The organism is Streptomyces sp. NBC_00457 (assembly GCF_036014015.1).
Classification (GTDB): Bacteria; Actinomycetota; Actinomycetes; order Streptomycetales; family Streptomycetaceae; genus Streptomyces.
This window is the reverse complement of sequence record NZ_CP107905.1, coordinates 10,739,418-10,758,497: the sequence shown is the minus strand read 5'-3', so window position 1 is coordinate 10,758,497 and position 19,080 is coordinate 10,739,418. Positions and strand designations below refer to the sequence as shown.

20 protein-coding genes and 1 pseudogene are annotated in these 19,080 nt (G+C 69.2%); 16 read left to right on the top strand and 5 right to left on the bottom strand.

Annotated elements, in window-relative coordinates:
* The first annotated feature begins 43 nt into the window (after positions 1–43).
* From OG828_RS49150 to OG828_RS49135, 4 genes and pseudogenes are all read left to right on the top strand, one after another.
* Entirely contained in the window at positions 44–1,144 is a 1,101-nt protein-coding gene (locus OG828_RS49150) for a C40 family peptidase (protein WP_328499630.1), read from the top strand.
* Entirely contained in the window at positions 1,141–1,764 is a 624-nt protein-coding gene (locus OG828_RS49145; protein ID WP_328499631.1) for a hypothetical protein, read from the top strand. The genes OG828_RS49150 and OG828_RS49145 overlap by 4 nt, the downstream gene beginning before the upstream one ends.
* A complete protein-coding gene (locus OG828_RS49140) occupies positions 1,740–4,370 on the top strand; it encodes an ATP/GTP-binding protein (protein WP_328499632.1) in 2,631 nt (876 codons plus the stop codon). Before OG828_RS49145 ends, OG828_RS49140 begins: the two co-directional genes overlap by 25 nt.
* 166 nt (positions 4,371–4,536) lie before the next feature.
* A pseudogene (locus OG828_RS49135) lies at positions 4,537–4,686 on the top strand (IS5 family transposase); the annotation flags it as partial.
* An 80-nt stretch (positions 4,687–4,766) separates the two neighbouring features.
* Here the strand turns inward: OG828_RS49135 and OG828_RS49130 are convergent.
* Together OG828_RS49130 and OG828_RS49125 are read right to left on the bottom strand one after the other, a co-directional pair.
* The gene (locus OG828_RS49130; protein ID WP_328349132.1) at positions 4,767–5,144 is read right to left on the bottom strand and encodes a VOC family protein; all 378 of its coding nucleotides are present in this window, start codon (positions 5,142–5,144) and stop codon (positions 4,767–4,769) included.
* A 241-nt stretch (positions 5,145–5,385) separates the two neighbouring features.
* Complete coding sequence (locus OG828_RS49125; RefSeq protein ID WP_328499633.1) at positions 5,386–6,564, bottom strand: serine hydrolase domain-containing protein; 1,179 nt, start codon at positions 6,562–6,564, stop codon at positions 5,386–5,388.
* Positions 6,565–6,817: 253 nt separating this feature from the next.
* On the opposite strand from OG828_RS49125, the gene OG828_RS49120 reads away from it, so the two are divergent.
* On the top strand, positions 6,818–6,946 hold the full coding sequence (locus tag OG828_RS49120; protein ID WP_282615240.1) for a hypothetical protein: 129 nt from the start codon (positions 6,818–6,820) through the stop codon (positions 6,944–6,946).
* 39 nt (positions 6,947–6,985) lie between these two features.
* Here OG828_RS49120 and OG828_RS49115 read toward each other — a convergent pair whose 3' ends face one another.
* From OG828_RS49115 to OG828_RS49105, 3 genes are read right to left on the bottom strand one after another with little or no spacing between them, the layout of a single operon-like run.
* A complete protein-coding gene (locus OG828_RS49115; RefSeq protein ID WP_328499634.1) occupies positions 6,986–8,434 on the bottom strand; it encodes a helix-turn-helix domain-containing protein in 1,449 nt (482 codons plus the stop codon).
* Entirely contained in the window at positions 8,431–9,225 is a 795-nt protein-coding gene (locus tag OG828_RS49110) for an SAM-dependent methyltransferase (protein WP_328499635.1), read from the bottom strand. Before OG828_RS49110 ends, OG828_RS49115 begins: the two co-directional genes overlap by 4 nt.
* Entirely contained in the window at positions 9,222–10,067 is an 846-nt protein-coding gene (locus OG828_RS49105) for a helix-turn-helix domain-containing protein (protein WP_328499636.1), read from the bottom strand. The genes OG828_RS49110 and OG828_RS49105 overlap by 4 nt, the downstream gene beginning before the upstream one ends.
* Before the next feature lie 827 nt (positions 10,068–10,894).
* On the opposite strand from OG828_RS49105, the gene OG828_RS49100 reads away from it, so the two are divergent.
* The 11 genes from OG828_RS49100 to OG828_RS49050 all read left to right on the top strand — a co-directional run bounded on the left by OG828_RS49100 (position 10,895) and on the right by OG828_RS49050 (position 19,051).
* A complete protein-coding gene (locus OG828_RS49100; protein WP_328499637.1) occupies positions 10,895–11,518 on the top strand; it encodes a hypothetical protein in 624 nt (207 codons plus the stop codon).
* On the top strand, positions 11,515–11,904 hold the full coding sequence (locus OG828_RS49095; protein WP_328499638.1) for a hypothetical protein: 390 nt from the start codon (positions 11,515–11,517) through the stop codon (positions 11,902–11,904). The genes OG828_RS49100 and OG828_RS49095 overlap by 4 nt, the downstream gene beginning before the upstream one ends.
* A gap of 179 nt (positions 11,905–12,083) precedes the next feature.
* Entirely contained in the window at positions 12,084–12,665 is a 582-nt protein-coding gene (locus OG828_RS49090) for a hypothetical protein (RefSeq protein WP_328499639.1), read from the top strand.
* A gap of 35 nt (positions 12,666–12,700) precedes the next feature.
* On the top strand, positions 12,701–13,504 hold the full coding sequence (locus OG828_RS49085; protein WP_328499640.1) for an ATP/GTP-binding protein: 804 nt from the start codon (positions 12,701–12,703) through the stop codon (positions 13,502–13,504).
* Between the two features lie 110 nt (positions 13,505–13,614).
* Positions 13,615–14,232, top strand: a complete 618-nt coding sequence (locus OG828_RS49080; RefSeq protein ID WP_328499641.1) for an SAF domain-containing protein — start codon at positions 13,615–13,617, stop codon at positions 14,230–14,232.
* Positions 14,232–15,056, top strand: coding sequence for a hypothetical protein (locus tag OG828_RS49075; RefSeq protein ID WP_328499642.1), 825 nt, complete (start codon positions 14,232–14,234; stop codon positions 15,054–15,056). Before OG828_RS49080 ends, OG828_RS49075 begins: the two co-directional genes overlap by 1 nt.
* A complete protein-coding gene (locus OG828_RS49070) occupies positions 15,046–16,539 on the top strand; it encodes a CpaF family protein (RefSeq protein WP_328499643.1) in 1,494 nt (497 codons plus the stop codon). Before OG828_RS49075 ends, OG828_RS49070 begins: the two co-directional genes overlap by 11 nt.
* A complete protein-coding gene (locus OG828_RS49065; protein ID WP_328504768.1) occupies positions 16,536–17,477 on the top strand; it encodes a type II secretion system F family protein in 942 nt (313 codons plus the stop codon). The genes OG828_RS49070 and OG828_RS49065 overlap by 4 nt, the downstream gene beginning before the upstream one ends.
* Positions 17,474–18,364, top strand: a complete 891-nt coding sequence (locus OG828_RS49060; RefSeq protein WP_328499644.1) for a type II secretion system F family protein — start codon at positions 17,474–17,476, stop codon at positions 18,362–18,364. The genes OG828_RS49065 and OG828_RS49060 overlap by 4 nt, the downstream gene beginning before the upstream one ends.
* Positions 18,365–18,410: 46 nt before the next feature.
* Entirely contained in the window at positions 18,411–18,626 is a 216-nt protein-coding gene (locus OG828_RS49055; RefSeq protein ID WP_328499645.1) for a hypothetical protein, read from the top strand.
* Positions 18,626–19,051, top strand: a complete 426-nt coding sequence (locus OG828_RS49050; protein ID WP_328499646.1) for a TadE family protein — start codon at positions 18,626–18,628, stop codon at positions 19,049–19,051. Before OG828_RS49055 ends, OG828_RS49050 begins: the two co-directional genes overlap by 1 nt.
* Positions 19,052–19,080 lie beyond the last annotated feature (29 nt).

Here is a 19,080-nt window from a genome sequence, read left to right as displayed (position 1 = left end):
TGGCCGTCGCATGAGGCGGTGGGTATGTATCGTCGCACTGCTGATGTTCGCCGCCGTGTGCTGCGCCGTGCCGGCAGGGAACGCGATCAGCGCGTACGTCGCGCTGAAGACGGGTGCAGGCACCGGCGACGGCGGGATCGCCGAAGGCGGCACGGCAGCGGACATCCCACCGCGCATGCTCACCGCCTACAAGAAGGCGGTCCAGCAGGTCGGGAACTATGTGCCGAAGTGTCAGGGCATGCGCTGGCCGATCCTCGCCGGGATCGCCAAGGTCGAGTCCAACCACGCCGTGGGCCGCAACGTCGCCGGCAACGGAGACATCCGCCCGAAGATCTACGGGGTGCTCCTCAACGGGTCCGGGGCCGGTGGCAACACCACCGTCTTCCCGGACACCGACGGCGGCAAATGGGACGGCACCTCTCAGGGCGAGCGCGCCGTTGGCCCCTTCCAGTTCCTGCCGTCCACCTGGTCGACCGTCGGCGAGGACATCGGCGGCGACAAGACCGCCGACCCGCACAACGCCGACGACGCCGCCCTCGGCGCCGCGATCTATCTGTGCGGCAACGGCCGGGACCTGACCCAGCGTGACCAGCTCAAGGCGGCGATCCTGCAGTACAACCACTCCAACACGTACCTCTCGAACGTGCTGGGCTGGATCGACCAGTACACGGCGGCCGCCAAGGACCCAGGCCTCAAGAACGTGTCCAGAAAGATCCGCACCGTGCTTGATGCGGCTCTGTCCCAGCGGGGCGTGCCCTACTCATGGGGTGGCGGCAACACGAACGGCAAATCGACCGGGATCTGCTGCTCGCCCAACGGGTCCAGCGGCGAGCACATCAACGGCTTCGACTGCTCTGGGCTAACCCAGTACGCGTACGCCAAAGTCGGCATCCGGCTGCCGCGGGTCGCATCCGCCCAGGCCGGTGCTGGCCAGCGGATCCCCGCCCGCCTGGGCACATCCGCCCTCAAGCCCGGCGACTTGGTCTTCTTCGCCTACGCACCCGGCCGCGATTCCACGATCTACCACGTCGGCCTCTACACCGGCGGCGGACAGATGACCAACGCCGCCCGCCCGAACACGGTCGTCCGCCTGGACGCGGTCGACGCAATGTCGGGATACGCGGGAGGAGCCAGACTGCTGTGACCTCCACCCCACGCTCCCCACGCCTGCTGCTGATCATCACCGTCGCGCTCGCCGCTGGCGGGGTCGTTCTCCTGGCCCTCCCCCACGGCAGGACGGTGCCAGTCTCGGCGACACCGCCCAGCGTGACCGCGTCAGCGGATTCCCCGTCCAGGGCTTCGTCCGCGCCGGTTCCGAACCGTACGCGCTCCGCGCCCACGACGCCGGCGGCACCCGAGTCCGCGCTGCCGCCGCACGGCGAAGGCCCGGCTGGCGACCGAGCCATCCAGCAAGTGCTGGAGAGGGCCTGGCCCGCCGACCTTCCCGCCGTCGACGAGCGTCAGTTGCTCACCGCCGGCCGCGCCCTGCTGCGCGCGGACGCCACCGGGATCGGCCGCGCCAGGTGGCCCGGCATGTTCCGCGGCTCCGGGCGGGCGGTCGCTCCGGCCTTCGCCACGGCCCGCTTCCGAATCCAGGCCGCGATCGCCCGCCGCGACGGCAGCCCGGACACGGCGGTCGTGCACCTGGTGTGGGCGGGTGCCGACCGCGGCGGCACCTACACCGACGGCCGCATCACCGATCTGTTCTTCACCCGCACCGTCCGGAAGGGGGAGCCGACGTGGACTCCGCAGCCTCATATCTGAGGGAACAGGCCTTCGACGGGGCCACGGGCCAAGTATTCGGCCTGATCACCGGGCTCGTCGAAGCCGTCGCCTGGCTCTACGACCACTGGTACCTGCTCGCCCTCGCCGTCGCCGCTCCCTGGGGTGTGGGCGAGATGGTGGTACGGCGCCTGGCGGAGCGGGCCGTTGCCGAGCGGATGGCCCTGGAGCTCACCCCCGCCCGGCACTTCGACCCGGGCTTGGAGGAGATCTTCCGCCGCGGTGTGCAGCTGGCCCGGGCCTCGACGAGCATGCCGTGGTGGGCGCCGCGCCGGTCGAAGACCGTGCAGATCAGGCTGCGCGCGGACGGCTCCAGCACGCTGCGCTACCGCATCGAGGGCCCCGCTGGGGGCGAACGGCTGCTGTCTATCACCCCGTTCGGGCCGAACGTCACCGTCGACCGCGCCCGCCCGATCGTGGACAAGCCACGCGATCACGTGGTGCGGGCGGAGTTCATCCTGCGCGGCAGACTCACCGCTCCCCTGCGGGAGGTGCCACTGGAGCCCGACCCGCTGCAGCCCCTGGTCGACGCCGTGTCCGACCTGCGGGCCGAACTGGGCGACCTCGCCGAGATCCGCCTCGACATCCAGCGCGCCCCCAAGTGGGCCCTGCGCGCTCGCCGTCTGCAGCTCATGAGTACCGCACGCCGCCAGGAGCGCCGGGAGACCCAGCGCGCGGCGCGCTGGGTGCGCCAGGACGCCACCGGGATCGAAGACTCGCTGGCCTGGAACCTGCAGGCGCTAGTCACCGGCAAGGACCACTCAGCCGGGCGGCGACTGGTGATGCCCCCGGTGCCGCGCCGGGTTGACCGGTCCCAGGCCCTCGGCAAGCTCGCCGAGGACGACCACCTCGTCCGCGTGCAGCTGCTCGTGATGTGCGCGTCGAACGTCGAAGGCCGCGCCCAGGCCCGTCTCGCCCAACTCCAAGCGGGGTTCGATGTGTTCGGCGGCCGCTCTCGGTGGGCCATGCGCGGCTGGCGGCTGGGACCGTGGCGGTTCGGTGCCGATCACTGGCCCACCCGGCGCAGCTTCGAACGCCGCTGGGACTTGGGGCAGTGCCAGCCGCCCCGCGCGAACTGGGTGCGGCTGGAGGAATTGACCGGACTGCTCAAGCCGCCGACCGTCCACTGCCGGCTGCCGCTGCTTCCCGGTGACTTGCCGACGTTCGAGTTCGGGAATCCTGAGCTGTTGCTGCAGGGCATCTACCGGGGACCGGACGGCCGCAGGCGTCTGGTCGCCACCTACACGGCCCAGACGCTGTTCGAGTGCGGAGTGGGCAAAGCCGGTGGCGGGAAGACGGAACGCGCGCTGGCGCAGGCGATCGGGTGGGCGCACGCCGGCGGCGGATTGATGTTCCTCGACCCACACCGCGACTCCTGGCCGCGCGCCGCGACGTTCCTCGCCCACGACCACCTAATGCAGAAGATCGCGCTGATCGACCTCAACGCAGCAGGGCCCTCACCGATGTTGAGCTCGTGGAATCCGATCGCCATGCACCACGGGCCGGCTCCGCACGACGTCGTCGAGGCGGTCACCGACGCCTTCGCCTCCATCCTCGGCTGGGACGACGCCGCCGCTCCCCGCGCGCTGACCATCCTCACCTCGTGCCTGGCCGTGCTGGTCGCCATCAACCAGGCCGCCTGCCAGGCCGGACGCCGCGAAGACCAGACCACCGTCTTCCATGTGCGGTCCCTGATCTCCGACCCCGGCTTCCGGGCTGCGGCGCTGGCCGCCATGGCGGACCGGCTGGACGAGGAGACACGGGCGTGGTGGCGGACGGTGTTTCCGACCTTCCCTCCGGACGCGTTCGCCGTCGTCCTCAACCCGCTCGCCCGGCTGGCCGCCAACCCGGTCACCCGTGCCTTTCTCGGCCAGCCGGTCGGCGTCTACAACAGCCGGGCCGCCATGGACAACGGGCTGATCGTGTGGGTGTGCCCGGCCGGGAACGGCCCCACCGACCGGCTGCTGACCGCGCTCCTCGCGCGGGACCTGCTGCGGGCGGTGCGCTCGCGCCGGGACACGCCCGAGGAGCAACGGCGGCTGTTCCGGCTGTACTTCGACGAGCTGATCACCCTGACCGGTGCGGCTCCGGAGACCATCGCGTCGATGTTCGAAGACTTCCGCAAGTTCAGGGTCACCGTGCACGGCATGACGCAGCTGCTGGGCCGTCTGCCGGCGCCGGTGCGGATGTCGTTGACGCAGAACGCGTCCACGCTGGCGTCCACGGCCGGTTCCAAGACCGCGATCGCTCCGATCACCGCGGAGTGGGGGGACAAGCCGAGCGCGGACGAGGTCGCCGCACTCGACCGGTTCGAGCACTACATGACGCTCACCGTCGACGGCCGCCGTGTTGGGCCGGTCCGGATCACCGGTCCGCACCTGGACGAGGTGTTCGCCGACTACGCCCGACCCGGCGATGTCGCCGCCCTGGAGCGTGCTGCCCGCACCACCGCCGGGGCAGTGCCGCTCGGCGAGCTCACCGCCACCGCTGCCGACCAGCAAGGCCGTGTCAGCGCATTCCTCGCCCAGCGCGCTCCCGCTGCCACAGCGGACGTACGAATGAGCAAGCACTCGGACGGATATCAGTGATCCCAATCCCGTGCGACAGGTCCTGTGGGACGGTCCGCTCCGGTCAGAAAAAGGCCGGCATCTTCCAGCATCTCAACGCCCTGCTGGGCGCCGCGTCCGCGAGGACGAAGGCCGCTGGCCCGAACCGACCGCGATGGTGATCGACGCGCAGAGCATCAAGACCTCCACGCTCGGCTGGCTGATGCTCCACCGCCGCCTGGCCTGCGACTACGAAGCCCTCCCGACCCACTCCACCGCCATAATCTACATCGCGATGATCGCCCTGATGGCCCGCCGCCTCACCAAGGAATCTGCACCAACCTGGCGAGGGCTCTGATAGTTCGTCAAAGATCCATCTCGGGATGAAACATCGGGAGGAAACGAGGTCTTACTGAGCGTTGATCCTGTCTCGGATGCTCATACGGCGTCCGCACCGGCGGGTTCCCAGAGCTGGATCGGGGTGCCCTCCGGGTCGCTGAGCTCGGCGAACCGGCCATTGGGGTAGTCCTGCTCATGGACATCGACCTGGATGCCCGCGCTGCGCAGCTGGGCCACCATGGCATCGAGATCGCGAACCCGGAAGTTGATCGCCCACTGCTGTTCGGGGGTGCGGAAATGCTCCGATCCGCTCGGGAGCGGGGCGAACACAGTCGGCCCAGTCTCGGTCTCCCAGGACCGCTCATCGTAGGTATCCGGTGGGCGTCCTACGCCGAGGTGAGTCTCATACCAACTGGCCAGTGCCTCGGGGTCGCTAGCACGGAAGAAGATGCCGCCGATGCCTGTCACGCGTTCCATGCCGCCATCCTGCTCTGTCGGCCCGCTCGCAGCCCATGGATTGAGTCTTAACGTTCCGGAGTACGGCGGAGCTACCGAGTCACAGGCTCGACCCACCGGGGCGACTCGCGACGGACTTCATGCCCACCCAATGATCATGTTCGAATGCGTGCTCCTCTTGTCCGGTTCGGTCGCAGCCCAGTGTGCTCAGCTCGCCGGCGTGGTCGTCACAGACACATTCGGCCTTCCCTTTTGGGCGAGGTCAGGAGTTGTCGGAGGTGAGTGCGGCGACCACCCGGTTGATCATGTCCTCGTCCGTGGTCAACGGGGTCGGGGTGTAGGACAGGACGAAGCGGAGCCGGAGGTCGAGAGTGGAGAACACGCGGGTGCGGTAGCCGTACATCTCGCCGGTCTTTCCCCAGAACGTCACGCCGTTCACCGTGGCCGTCTGCAGGCCCATGCTGTAGCGGGCGGGACTGCCGTCCTTCAGCATGCGGACCTCGGCCGGGGGAAGTGTGCACAGCTTGTCCATCGCCCGGGGCGGCAGCAAGTCGCCGGAGAACAACGCCTGTTGGAAACTGAAGAGATCGTCGACGGTGGAGACCAGTTCGCCCTCGCCCCATGTGCTGGAGGGGTTGTAGACGGTGGCGTCGCGCAGGGAGCCGTCGGTCATCCGTAGATAGCCGTGGACATGCGGACCGTGCAGGCGGGGGTCGTCGCCCGGTAGCAGCGTGCGCGTGAGGCCGAGCGGTCGCAGGACGCGGCAGCCGATCGCCTCGCCGTAGCGTTGTCCGGTCAGCTTTTCGATGAGGAGGGCGAGGAGTACGTAGTTGATGCCCCGGTATTCCTGTTTGGTGCCCGGGCGGAACTTCAGCGGACCGTGCGTCACTGTCCGCACCCACTCGTGCGGCGTCCAGCGGTCGAACCGGTGCCTCAGGGCAGCCTCCGGCGTGCTCGTGTCAGGGATGCCCTGGTGGTCGGGGATTCCGCTGGTGTGGTTGAGGAGTTGGGTGACGGTGATGCGAGGGAAGTCGGAGGGGAGCAGCCCCGGAAGGTAGCGCCCGATCGGTGCGTTCAGCTCCACGCGGCGCTCTGTCCACAGCTGGAGTACGACCGTGGCCACGAAGGCCTTGGTGACGCTGCCCGCGCGGAACTTGTCGTCGGGGCGTGCGGCACGCCCGGTGGTGAGGTCGGCCATGCCTGTGGTGCCGTACCAGTGGTCCGTGCCGTGGGCGGCACGTAGTTGGGCGGAGGTGGCCGGCGGGTGGGAGAGGTCGGAGATCGCCGCCTGTAAGGCGCCGGTGTCCAAGCCGGCGTCCAACTCCTCAGACCTGGCGGAGTCCGCCGCCGCCCGGGAAGCCGCACTTCCGGCCGCGACCAGCACGGCACCGGCCACAAAACCACGGGCCAGAGAACGTCGGGAGATCGACTGAGAGTTCATGGAGCTCATGCTGCCGACGGCCTCGTACCCCGGGTATCCGGGATGTCCCCCTGGTATCCCTAATCCAACCCGTACCTGGCGGTACTCAAGTTAATCCAAGAACGTCACAGTGAGTCGACATCCTTTCGGTGTACGCCGCTGCCCCGCAAACGTCGGACCCCGTTCCGGAGTCTCGACGCTCACGAAAGGCCGCAGATCACCGACATCAGGCAGGCCAAACGACTTGCAGGCCATGGTCGACCACCATCCACTCGTGGCCGAGATGGCCCGCGAGGTGCCGCTCGGAGCGGTCGTCCTGAACGACCTCGAAGAGCACGGCCCCACCTCTGACGTGTGGGTGCCGCTGGCCGGCGGGGGACGACGGTCCTGGACCGAACAGTGACATCCCCGCTCCGGTTGGCTGCAGAGAAGAACGCTCTTTTCAGGGCAGTTGTCCCCGGTAGGTTCTGCCTCCTCGCCGCGGCAACCGGGCCGGGGTGTCCTCGGGGGTCGCGATCGTCTCGGCGGCCAGGTGGAGTTCGGCCCGCACGGTCGCGGACGACAGATCCAGGGATAGTGCCCTGCCGCACTTGCTGAGCCGGTCGGTGAGCGTACTGCGGCTCAGGCCTAGCTCGGAGGCAGCGGGCGCTGTGCGGCCGCGGTGTTGGAGCCAGCAGCGAAGGGCGATACGCAGCGGCTTGTCCAGAGGTCTGAGGAGGGCGGTAGCCCAGTGATGGGCGTCGTCGGGGCCGAGTAGATCGGTGGGCAGCGGGGGGTCGGGAACAAGGCGTACGGATGTGCTGACTTGTGGGGAAGGTACCGGGGCCCGCAACGCCAGCAGGAGTTGTGCCTGCACGGTGGGGTTGTCCAGGTCGGCAGCCAGGGCAGTGCCGATCCAGCGCAGGCGTGCACGAACCGTGCCTTCGGACACGTCGAGCACTGCTGCGGCGGCCTGAGCGGACCCCGACCGCAGGTATGCCTCCAGCGTCCGGTGCTGCTCGCGGGTGAGGGGCGTAAGGACGGCGGCGGACCAGCGGGCGAGCCGGTCGGCGGGCACGGCGCGGAGCAGCCCGTGCGAACCCAGGAAGGTCGCGGACGCCAGGCAGCCGGGAGTTGCGCCGTGCCGCGCGTTGCCGGCCTCGGCCCATGCCGTGGCGACCATGTCCAGCGGCAATGGGTCCGAGACGCCGCCGACCAGTTGATGGCGCTCTACGATGCGCGCGACGTAAGGGCGGGCCACGTGGCGGTCGTGGCCGAGGCCGTGGAGCGCGACGACCGCCACCTCGGTTCCCTCCATACACACCAGCATGCGGGGGGCTTTGGAAGTCACGCTGGGCTGCGCTGCTCGCCAATGAGTCTGATAGGCGGCATGCATCTGCGGACCGGCCAGCCGGAACACCGTCGCGTGGGTGGCGGCGGTGCCCAGCACGTCGGTCGCCAGATGGGGCTGGCCGCTCAGCAGGAGATGCAGGACGGCGGTGTGCAGTCTCTGCTCAGCGTGGCGGGTGTCCTCCGCCCGGCGAACCCGCGCCCGCATTCTGAGCAGATCGACGCAGGTCCGCGCGATCAGGTCAATGCGCGATACGGGCGATGCCGGGCCGGGACGGATAACGAGGACGCCACCGGTCATCTTGCGGATCGTCAGGTGCGGGTGCAGGCGGGGGTGCGCGGCGGCACGCACCCCTTCAGGTCCGGCGGTGTCTGGGGTGCTGCAGACGACGCCGCCCGTGAGGTCCGCCAGGACCGCCGAGCCCTCGGCCAGGACTGCGGCTTCGGCAATGAGCTGGGCGTCCGAGTGGGCTGCTGCCCGGGTGAGTCGTCGCACCACCTGGTATCGGGTCAGCTTCACGGGGCGGGCAGGCATGGGCGGCCCGGCACGGCTCGTCGTCATCGGATCCGTGCGACCCCGCCCCAGCCCGCGCGGTCGGTGAGCGTGCCGGTGTTCGCGTCGGGGCGCCAGCGCGGCCAGCTCGTGAACCCGGGTTCGACCAGTTCGGTGCCTTCGAAGAGTTCGACGGCCACCGACGGCTCCCGGAAGATGTAGGGGATCGCACCGGAGCTGTTGTACTCGTCCTGCACCGCTTGGTGTTCCTGGTCTGCGGCGGTGGAGTGGCTCAGTGACAGGTAGCTGCCTGGGGGAAGCTGCTCGACCAGCCGGCGCACCAGACCCCTGGCTTCGGTCCAGTCCTCGATGTGGCCCAGCACGTCGTTGATGACCAGGGCAGTGGGCTGGGTCCTGTCCAGCGTCTTGGCCGCGCCGGTTAAGACGGCGTCCGTGTCGCGCATGTCCGCCTGCACATAGGCGGTGGCGCCCTCGGGGGTGCTGGTGAGCAGCGCATGGACGTGCAGCAGCACGATCGGGTCGTGGTCGATGTAGACCACGCGGCAGTCGGGCGAGATCCGCTGTGCGACTTCGTGAGTGTTGTTACTGGTCGGCAGCCCGGCACCCAGGTCGATGAACTGCCGGATCCCTGCCTTGGCGAGGAAGGCGGTGGTACGTCGGAGGAAGTCCCGCGATTCCTTGGCGAACGGGACGATGTTGGGGTACTTGCTGCTGTAGGCGTCACCGGCGGCCTGGTCGGCGGGGTAGTGGTCTTTTCCGCCCAGCCAGTAGTTCCAGACGCGCGCACTGTGCGCGACGGACGTGTCGATCGGCTGATGCGGGCGAGTCGGTTCGGTCATGTCAGTACGTCTTTCGATTCGTTGGGATGGGGTGCGATGACGCAGGTGTGGTCCATCAACAAGTGATATGCTGACACCGCGTGCAGGCTGTTCAAGACTTCGGCTGTTCCGCGGAGATCTCCTTCACGGACTACGTGGTCGGGGATCTCCGGTACGTCGACCCGGTACAGGGTCACGGTCGGCATGCCGGTCATGGGGTGGCAACGACCGTCGAGTGGGTGAATCTGCAAGGTCACATCGGGGCGCTCGACGGCTGCCCTCAGTGCCTGCCGCTGCTCGGCCATCACATCTTCGTCGCCTACGGACGTATGCAGCGCCGCGGCGGACATGATGGCCCAGATGCGGGTGTCCTGGTGACGCAACCGCTTCTGGCGTTCTATGAGCAGCTCAGTCCGTCGGTCCTTGTCCGCGGGGGACAGGTCAGGTCTGCGGACGTTTTCGACGGCGCGGGCATAGGACGGCGTACGTAGCAGGGCAGGGACGAGGGCCGGCTCCCACACGCGGATGATCCGGGCCGCGGATTCCACGCTCATGAGGTCCAGCTGCCATGAGTCCATGACAGACCGCCACGGATGCCACCACCCGGGGAGGTTGGCAGCCGCGAGCTGCCCGAGGAACGCTTCGATTTCGGCCGTGCCCGCGCCGTACGCCGTGAGCAGGGCATGGACCTGACCTTCGTCCAGGGAGGTCTCGGCCTGCTCAATGCGGCGCACTGTTGCGGTGTGGGCCCCAAGTGCATGGGCGGCCTCGCCCCGGGACATCCCGGCCGCCTCACGCAACGTTTTGAGCCGGGTGGCTAGAACCAGGTGCGCGACGGTCCTTCCAGACCTTGCGCGAGCCACAGCATCCCCTTCCGGCACTTTCTACAACCTGCGGGTAGTGCAAACTCTGTACCTTGCAATCTCCGTTCACAACCCTTTGAGTATGTCTAACCCGCCGCAGCCGGCGCGCAGTTGGTAGGCGACGGCATGCCGCGAGATCGCGGTCGGCCGCCGACGGGGGCTCCGTTCACATACGTGCCGTCGCACCGGCCCGGGAGTAAGTCGGGTGCGGTCGACGTCTATGGGGACAGGATCGGGAGGACGCATGGACAGACGTGATCTGCGGCAGTCGGCCCCTGGAGGGACTTCCGTCAGCAGGAGGGACGACGGCGCCGGATCCGGTTCGGCGGCTATGCGCGCCTGCACGATGTAACACGCACAGAGGTGGCCGCCCTCGGAGGGAACGGCCACCTGGCGACTCATCCGAGTCAGGCACACCAGGTACAGACCCATCCATCACTGGGGTGCTCCGGTCGGCGTGTTCGCGGCACGCCGCTGGGCTCAGGATAGACCGGCTCACGCACAGGATCGCGACGTCCTGTGCCGTCCGGCCGGATCCCGATTCTGAGCCCGGGGTGCCCTGCCCTCACCCAAGGATGTGACATGCACACTACACACTCGAGTGCTGCGGGCCATCCCCCGCCCGCCGCTCCCGGCACTGCACGCCGCGCCCCGGCCCTCCGGCCCACGCCACAGCCCCCTAAGAGGCCACCGACCGGCACCGACCGGTGACTTCGGTGCACAGCCGCAGCTCATACCAGCCTTTGCTCGCCCGGCAGCCGGCTTGCCGCGCCGCGGTGACCGACGGTCATCCAGCCGACGCACCCTGACGTCCGGAGGGCGTAACCGTGCACACGACAACACGCCTCGTCGACCACTCCGTCGGCGGGCCCGTCACTAACGAGCCCCGCCATGCCAGGCTCGCCGCCCACCTGCCCCAGCACCTGGGCCTGCCCGGCAACTCCCCTGCAGCCGTCGCCACATGCCAAGCCCCGGCCAGAGCTCGGCACGCACTGCGGGAAGCTGACGTCCCCTCCGTGCACTCCCCGAACCACCAACTGGGCAACACCTTCGAGGACCTGGTGGAGACCGGCGGCAAGAAGGAGGGCCAGCAGCTGGCCCCCACCAAGGAGTTCACCAAGAACTACACGAACCGCACCAAGGTCAAAGAGGCCAGCTTCGCCACGGTCAAGCACTTCGACGGGAAACCGGCGCACCCGAAGGTGTACGCGCTGCGCCTGGCCGACGGCGGCGTCCTCGCGCTGTTCCCGAGCGCCTACACCATCGAATACCTCCACAAGCGGTTCATGAACGGCGGCAGGATCATCCCGGGCCCGGCGGAGGCGGTCTACAACAGCGAGCGGCGGCCCCTGATCACGGACGAGTATCAGGGCCAGGCCCTCGCGACACTGACCCTGACGGGCAAGCCAAAGGTGCTCACCCACAGGTACACGATGGCGAACTCCCGATGAGACCCGCCCAGACATCCTCGCCGCGCATCCCGCAATCGCTGAGGCAAACGTTCGCGACCCTCGACGAGTGGGCCCACAACCGCGACCAGCGCTTCGCACGGTTCCTCACCAAACGGCTGGCCGAGGCCGAGGCACTCGGCTGCTGCCTCGCAGAACTCAAGGCCCTGGCCGGCGTGCAAGACGTCTTCGCCGAATGGCTCGCCCAACGCGACCTCGCCACCGAGGACACCGACGACCTGCACCTTAACCAGGTCAGCACCCTTGGCTGGGCGTTGCGCAGCGTCGCTCACAGTATCTGGGCCGGCCATCCCGAGTGGGAACTGTCCTTCCATCCCGCCGCAACCAAGCCGCCGATCGACCCGCTGACGGCCTTGCTCGGCAGGTGAGCGGAGGCATCCAAGTCACTGAGATCAACTCGCCTAGCGCACTGGGAAGTTGCCTGGCATATGCGTAATCTTCTCGCTACGCAAACGCACCACCGCGGCTTGACCGTGCCGCGGATCCGGGCTGCCGTGCACCGGTGGCAACAGCGGCCATGTCATACCGCGCTCCACGGGGAGGCTTCGTGAAACGCCGCGCACACCACTCCGCTGTTCACTTCCGAAAGACCGCCACCGCGTCCCTCGCACTGTGCGCCGCGCTCGCACTGACCGCGTGCAGCTCATCCGACGGGAAAGACGAGGCGAGCGACGAGTCACCGACGGTCACGCAGTCGCCGACAGCTTCTGCCAGCGCTGATCCGGAGGAGACCGCGGTCCTCGCCGCGTACACCCAGTCCTGGGAAGCCCAGACCAAGGCCTACGCCAAGGCGTCTTCCGCAGGCACCGACTTGAGGAAGACCACCACTCTGCGAGCCCTGGGGCTCATCGAGCAGGACCTGAAGACCATGCGGAAGGCCGGGCAGGTGACGATCGGGAAGCCGATGATCCGCCCGCGGGATCCCAAGATGACCGACGGTGAGATTCCCAAGGCCACCCTCACGGACTGCGTCGACACCACGAACTGGACGCTGATCGACAAGGCCACGAAGAAGAAGGTCCCACTGCCGTCAACGCGGCTCGTCAAATACGTCAGCACCGCAAAGCTCGAGAAGTGGGGAACGAAGTGGATGGTCACAGAGTTGACCGCTCAACCGCAGACCTGCTGATACGGCGCCCCGCCCTACTCGGTGCCGCTCTCGTCTTGGCCGCCGCGGGCACCGCCCAGGCCGACGACGGTCCCGATGTCGGTGCGGGCAAGTGCCAAGTCGTCAAGTTCTGTGTCGATGTCAGCGTGCCCGGCGAGACCGGCGGGGAAAACCAGCAGGCCAGCTCGCAGGGCAGCGGCGGCGAGAGCAAGTTGAAGTGCGGGTACACAAAGATCGACCCGGAACCGCCGGTCAGTGCGAAGGAGCTCTGGAAGGGCGCCGACCCGAAGAAGAGCGACCTGTACTTCTACTCCTGTTCGGACGGCGGCCAGAACAACCCCGACGGATTCATCACCGTGCCGAACGGCCAGCCCCCTCAGCAGCAGGCGAATCCTCAGGAGCTGGCGCAGCAGGCAGTCGACTCCATGACGCTGCTCCGCCCGGACATCGCCAGCCCCAAGGCGGCCGGCAAGTACACCGTGGGCGTCCCGATGTGGATGTGGGTCAACCAAAGCGCCACGACGTTTGGACCGAACACCGCGTCGGCCACGGCGGGCGGGATCACCGTCACCGCGACCGCAAAGGTGTCGAAGATCGTGTGGCAGATGGGCGACGGCTCCTCCGTGACCTGCAACGGCCCGGGCACGCCCTACGAGGCATCGGAAGGCATGACCCAGTCGCCGACCTGCGGACACGTGTACTCCAAGACCTCGGGCGGCTCCCAGGGCGGCAAGTACCCGGTCACGGCGACCTCGACGTGGACGATCGACTGGCAGGGCGGCGGAGCGGCCGGCCAGCTCACCGAGATCCGGCAAACCAACGTGCAGGTGGCGATCGGCGAGCTGCAGGTCGTCAGGTAGCGCCGCGGAAGGACGAGACGTTGAGCAGGACCCAGGATCGTGTAGAGGCAGTCAGCTCGAACGGGGTCCCCCACCAGGGACGTGGGGCCGGGCCCGTCGCTCCCCCACGGGTGTCGGCCCGCCGTCGCCGACCAGGTGTCATCGCCCTGTCACTGGCTCTGATCGCCGCCGGAGGAGCGGGGGTTGCCGTCCTGCTGCTGCAGGTCGGCCACCGCACCGAGGTGGTAACCGTGGTCCGCACCGTCCAGGTCGGCCAGGTCGTGACCGAAGACGACCTGGGCACGGCTTCGGTGGCCCTGGACCCGGCCGTCAAGTCGGTGCGCGGCACCGACCTGGACTCGATGGTGGGGAAGCGGGCCGCTGTTGAGCTCAAGCCCGGTTCCCTGCTCGCCCCGTCCCAGGTGACGAAGGACTCGCTGGTGAAGGCTGGTGAGCAGTTGGTGCCGATCGGGCTGAAGCCGGAGCAGGTGCCGGCCACGGCACTGATTCCGGGCCAGAAGGTGGATCTGGTGCACGTCCCGGCCCAGGGCCAGGCGGACACAGGTAAGACGTCCGGCACCCTGCGGGAGACCATCACCGGACGGGTCGTGAAGGCCTCCAGCGCCGCCCCCGGCACGGGGATCGTAGTCGTCGACGTCGCCACCACCGCGCAGGAGGGGCCGACGGCCGCCGCGTGGGTGGCGGCCGGCACCCTGCGCCTGAACCTCGCGGCCCCGGACGGCAGCTGATGGCTGTCATCGCGCTGGCCGGGTGCAGCGGCGCTCCTGGCGTGACCACGAGCGCGCTCGCTCTGCTGTTGTCGTGGCCGCTGGAGCCGGGCCGGAGGATGATCCTGGCCGAGTGCGACCCGGACGGCGGGGCTGTGTTGCACGGTCTGCTGCAGGGCACGCTCGGTGACCGGTACGGGCTGCGCAACATCTCGGTCGCTGCCCGCAAGGGCGAGTTCAGCGACGCGTTCTGGCGTCAGCTGATCGACTTGAGCAGCGAGGACGGCAAACAGGTCTCGCCGCGCGACCGGTTGCTGCTGCCGGGCATCACCGACCCTGCACAGGCGGCGAGCCTGGGCTCGGTGTGGAAGGTGCTGGCGCAGATGTTCCGCGGCATCGATGCCGAAACCGGCCACGACGTCCTGATCGACCTCGGCCGCCGGGGGGCGTATGGGCCGTCCGGTGTCCTGGCCGAGCAGTCCGACGCCGTTTTGGTGGTGATCCGCAACACTCTGCGCTGCCTGCAGGCCGCTCAGGCCCGGGTGAGCGAGCTGGAGGAGCGCGTCGGCGACGTCGGGCTGATTGTGATCGATGAGGGGCCCTACCCCGCGGGCGAGGTGCAGCGGGTTCTGCAGGTGCCGGTGGTGGCGACCCTGCCGTATGCGCCGAAGGATGCCCGCGTGCTGTCCGACGGCGCCGAGCAGACGCGTCACTTCACCAAGTCGCCGCTGATGAAGGCGGCCCGGACAGCCAGCAGCGTGCTGGTCCAGCGGGCCGCGATGCGGCGGGCCCGCCTCGATCCGCGCGGCGCCTTTGCCACGGGGGAGGTGACCCGTGCGCGGTAGGCCTCTGCACGCCGATCCGACCGTCGCTCCGCCGCCCGGCCGCCCCCAGCAGGCCTGGCCCCGTCCGGCGAACGGAACACCGGCCGGAGCTGCCTCGAGTGCGCACGCGCTCGGCGCCGCGGCTCCGCAGGTCAGCGTGGATTACAAGGTCGCCCGGCACATCGCTGCCCAGGTCGCCAAACAGCGCGAGGAGTGGCTGAAGACCACGCCGGACGTGGACCGGGCCAGCGAGGAGCAGCGCTGCCTGGACTGGATCAACGAGGCGGTCGCGCTGTGGTCGGACGCCCAGGCGATGGCCCCGCACGAGGACGAAGCCCTGCGACGCGCTGCCTATGACCTGCTCTTCAGGGCCGGCCGGTTGCAGCCGTATCTGGACGACGAACGGGTTGAGGACATCATCATCCAGGGCCCGGACCAGGTGTGGCTCGACTACGGCGACGGCGAGCGCCGCATGGTCGGCCCCATCGCGGATTCCGAGGAGGAACTGCTGGAGCTGCTGCGGGAGTTGGCCCGGGGCTCCGGGCACAGCGAGCGCACGATCTCCACGGCGAACCCGACGCTCGCACTGTCGCTGCAGGACGGCTCCCGCCTCCAGGCGATCACAGGGCTCGGGCCGATGACCTACGCGGTCATCCGCCGGCACCGGGTCTCCCACGCCGATCTCGACGACCTGGTCCGGCTGGGCACGATCGACCCGATCCTGCGGGAGTTCCTCGGCGCCTGTGTACGCGCCGAGAAGAACATCATGATCGCGGGGAAGCAGAAGGCCGGGAAGACCACGCTGCTGCGGGCGATGCTCAAGGAGTTCGACCCGGAGTGCCGCTTCGCCACCGTCCAGACCGAGGACGAACTGTTCGCCCACGCCAACGGCTACCACCGCCAAGTCGTCTCCCTGGTGGGCCGCGAGTCCAACGGTGAGAAGGACGTCACCGGCCGCGGCGCCGGTGAGGTCACGCTGCTGGACCTGATGCACCCGGCGCTGCGGATGTCGCTGGAGCGGATCGTGGTCGGCGAGGTCCGTGGTCCCGAAGTCGTCGCCATGATGCAGGCACTGACGAACGGGTCGGGCGGCAACCTGTGCACCATCCACGCGCGTCGCCCCGACATCATCTTCGACCGGATCGCCGAGCTGTACGCGCTCGCCCAAGGCAACCTGTCCGAGCAGCTCGCCTACCGGCAGACCGCCAACGGTCTCGACTTCATCGTGTACGTCGACATGACGGACGAGACGCAGATCGGCGGCCGCCGCCACCGCTACGTCTCGCACGTCCTGGAGCTCACCGGGATCGGCGAGTCCGGCCGTCCGGCGACAAACGAGATCTTCTCCCCCGGCCGGGAGTTCGGCGAACTGCGGGCAGTGCCACGCATGGACCCGGGCTGCATCGACGATCTGCGCCGGGTCGGCTTCGACTCCACGCTGCTGCAGCACCCGTACGGGGCGTGGGCGGCGCCGCTGCCGTTGAAGGTGGGGGCGGGCCGATGACGCTGTTGTTGGCACTGCTGAGCGGCATGGCTGTCATGGGCGGGCTGATCGGTGTGGTGGCAGGCGTCGTGGGCACCACGGCGCCGCGCAGGCCGTCGCTGAGGCAGCGGTGGAAGGTCCTGGGCGCGGGGCAGGCGGAGGATGTCCGGCTGCGGCGGCGGACGCTCGCGGCGGCCGGGGCCGTGGTGTCCGTTGTGGTGTGGCTGGTCTCGGGAAACTTCGTAGCCGGTGCGATGCTCGGCGCAGCCGTGGTGGGCGTGCCGTGGCTGATCACGCCAGCGCAAATCGTGCAAGAACGCATCGGCCAGCTGGAAGCCCTGAGCGAGTGGACGCAGCGCCTGGCCGGGCTGCTGCGACTGGGCATGGGCCTGGAACAAGCGATGATCACCAGCCGGAAGGGGGCACCGGAGGAGCTCGCCGAGCAGATCGCGGGCCTGTCGGACCGGCTGCGCCTGGGGTGGCGGCCCGAGGAAGCGTTGCGGGCCTTCGCAGACGAGCTGGACGACATCACCGCGGACAAGGTGGCGGCCGCGCTCATCCTGTCCGTCAACGACCGCGGCCCGGGCCTGGCCCAGGCACTGGAGGACCTCGCCGCGACCGTTCGCGACGAAGTCGCCGGCAAGCGGAAGGTCGAGGCCGACCGGGCCAAGTCCCGCACCACGGTGCGCTGGATGACCTTCATCACCCTCGGCATCGTCGTCGCCGGGTTCTTCGTGCCCTCCTTCACCCGCCCCTACAACACGCTACTCGGGCAGCTGGTGCTGGCGGTCCTGACCGCAGGGTTCGTCGGCACGCTCGCCCTGATGAGGTCGCTGGGCATCTTCCGCCGGATCGCGCGCTTCCTGGAGGCCGATCCAAGCAGCACGGTGCGCCTGCCCGCGCTCTTGGTGGAGACGGATGTGCCGGGCGAGCGCGAGGTTGAAGGGGTGAGCTCGTGAACCTGTTGCCTGCAGTGGTCACCGGCGGCGTAGTGGGCGCCGGCGTCGCCCTGTTGGTGCGTGAACTGCTGCGCCCACAGCCCGCCTTGGCCGCGGCGCTGCAGCGCAGTGCCCCGGGCCTGTTGACTATGCCGGAGCCGGAGCCGGAGCTGGACCGGGACGAGGTCTGGGGCCGGTGGCTGCTGACCCGCCTGGGGCGCCTGCCCGCAGTGCGTATCCCCGCCAAGAACCTGGCGCTGCTCGGGCAGGGGCCGGGAGCGTTCATGCTGAAGAAGGCCGCGCTCGCCGGGCTCGGCCTGCTCTGTCCGGTGCTGGTCTCCATTCCGTGGATCATCGCGGGTGTTTCCCTGCCGTTCTACGTGCCCGCCGTCGCCGGGCTCGCCGTCGCCGGGCTGCTGTTCATCACCCCCGATCTGGTCGTGCGGGACCAGGCCAAGCGGGCCCGGGAGGAGTTCGCCCACGCGCTGTCCGCCTACCTGGACCTGGTGGCGCTCAAGCGGGCCGCGGACGCGGGCCCAACCGAGGCCCTGGAGAAGGCCGCCGCGGTCGGCCGCGGCTGGCCCTTCCTCTACCTGCAAGCAGCGCTGCGGCGCGCCCGGCTGGAGAAGATCCCGCCGTATCAGGCACTCGAGGACCTGGCGCACGAGTACGACCTGCCGGTCCTGGAGGACGTCGCCGACATCATGCGCGGCTCGGCCACCGACGGCGCCGCCGTCTACAAAGCCCTGCGGGCACGGACCGCCGCGCTCAACACCGAACTACTCGCCGCGCAGGCCGCCGAGGCGAACGCCGCCAGCGAAAAGATGACCGCCCCCGGCGCCCTGCTCGCCGTGCTGGTCATGCTCCTGATGGCGTTCCCCGCGGTGATCCGCATGCTCACCGTCTGACCGAACTGATGCAACGCACAGCACGAACTCTGTGGAGGTTCCCCTCATGAAGCACACCGCAGCCCGCAGCTTACGCGCCGTCCGCTGGCTGACGTCCCGCCTGGAAGACGGGCTTGGCGAAGCCGGCCGACGGCCGGACCGGGGCGACATCAGCATCACCACCGTCATCATCTGGGTCGCCGCGGTCGCCGGCGCTGTGGCGATCGCCGGCACCATCGCCATCGTGATCAACAAGTACAACGTCAGCCTGTCCGGCATCTGATGGTCTCCGGCCGGCTTAAGGACTGGTGGCGCGGGCGACGATGGCGCGACGACCGCGGGGACGCATCCATCCAGATGGCGATCGTCTTCCCGTTCGTGCTGCTCGCCACCATGGCGGTCATCCAGGCCTCCATGTGGTACTACGCGCGGCAGATCGCCCTGACGGCCGCCCGCGAAGGTGCCACCGCGGCCCGCTCCTACCAGGCCACCCCGGCCGACGGCGCGGCCCGGGCCCGCGATGTGCTGGGCCGCGTGGCGGGGGACAGCCTGATCAACCCCGGCGTCTCCACGGCCGGCAGCACCGCCGAGCGGGTGCGGATCCAGGTGACTGGGACGGCCCAGTCGATGATCCCGGGCGTCGACGGCCTGCAGGTCAGCCAGTCGGCCTCCGGCGCCGTGGAGCGCTGGACGACCCCGGGAGAGTGAACGTCGTGCCAAGGACCCGGTGGGGGGTG

Coding starts and splice junctions, on each gene's coding strand:
- OG828_RS49065 (WP_328504768.1), top strand. CDS start 16,536: ATGACGCTGTTGTTGGCACTGCTGAGCGGCATGGCTGTCATGGGCGGG.
- OG828_RS49075 (WP_328499642.1), top strand. CDS start 14,232: ATGGCTGTCATCGCGCTGGCCGGGTGCAGCGGCGCTCCTGGCGTGACC.
- OG828_RS49050 (WP_328499646.1), top strand. CDS start 18,626: ATGGTCTCCGGCCGGCTTAAGGACTGGTGGCGCGGGCGACGATGGCGC.
- OG828_RS49130 (WP_328349132.1), bottom strand. CDS start 5,144: ATGGAACGCGTGACAGGCATCGGCGGCATCTTCTTCCGTGCTAGCGAC.
- OG828_RS49115 (WP_328499634.1), bottom strand. CDS start 8,434: ATGACGACGAGCCGTGCCGGGCCGCCCATGCCTGCCCGCCCCGTGAAG.
- OG828_RS49055 (WP_328499645.1), top strand. CDS start 18,411: ATGAAGCACACCGCAGCCCGCAGCTTACGCGCCGTCCGCTGGCTGACG.
- OG828_RS49095 (WP_328499638.1), top strand. CDS start 11,515: ATGAGACCCGCCCAGACATCCTCGCCGCGCATCCCGCAATCGCTGAGG.
- OG828_RS49150 (WP_328499630.1), top strand. CDS start 44: ATGTTCGCCGCCGTGTGCTGCGCCGTGCCGGCAGGGAACGCGATCAGC.
- OG828_RS49110 (WP_328499635.1), bottom strand. CDS start 9,225: ATGACCGAACCGACTCGCCCGCATCAGCCGATCGACACGTCCGTCGCG.
- OG828_RS49125 (WP_328499633.1), bottom strand. CDS start 6,564: ATGAACTCTCAGTCGATCTCCCGACGTTCTCTGGCCCGTGGTTTTGTG.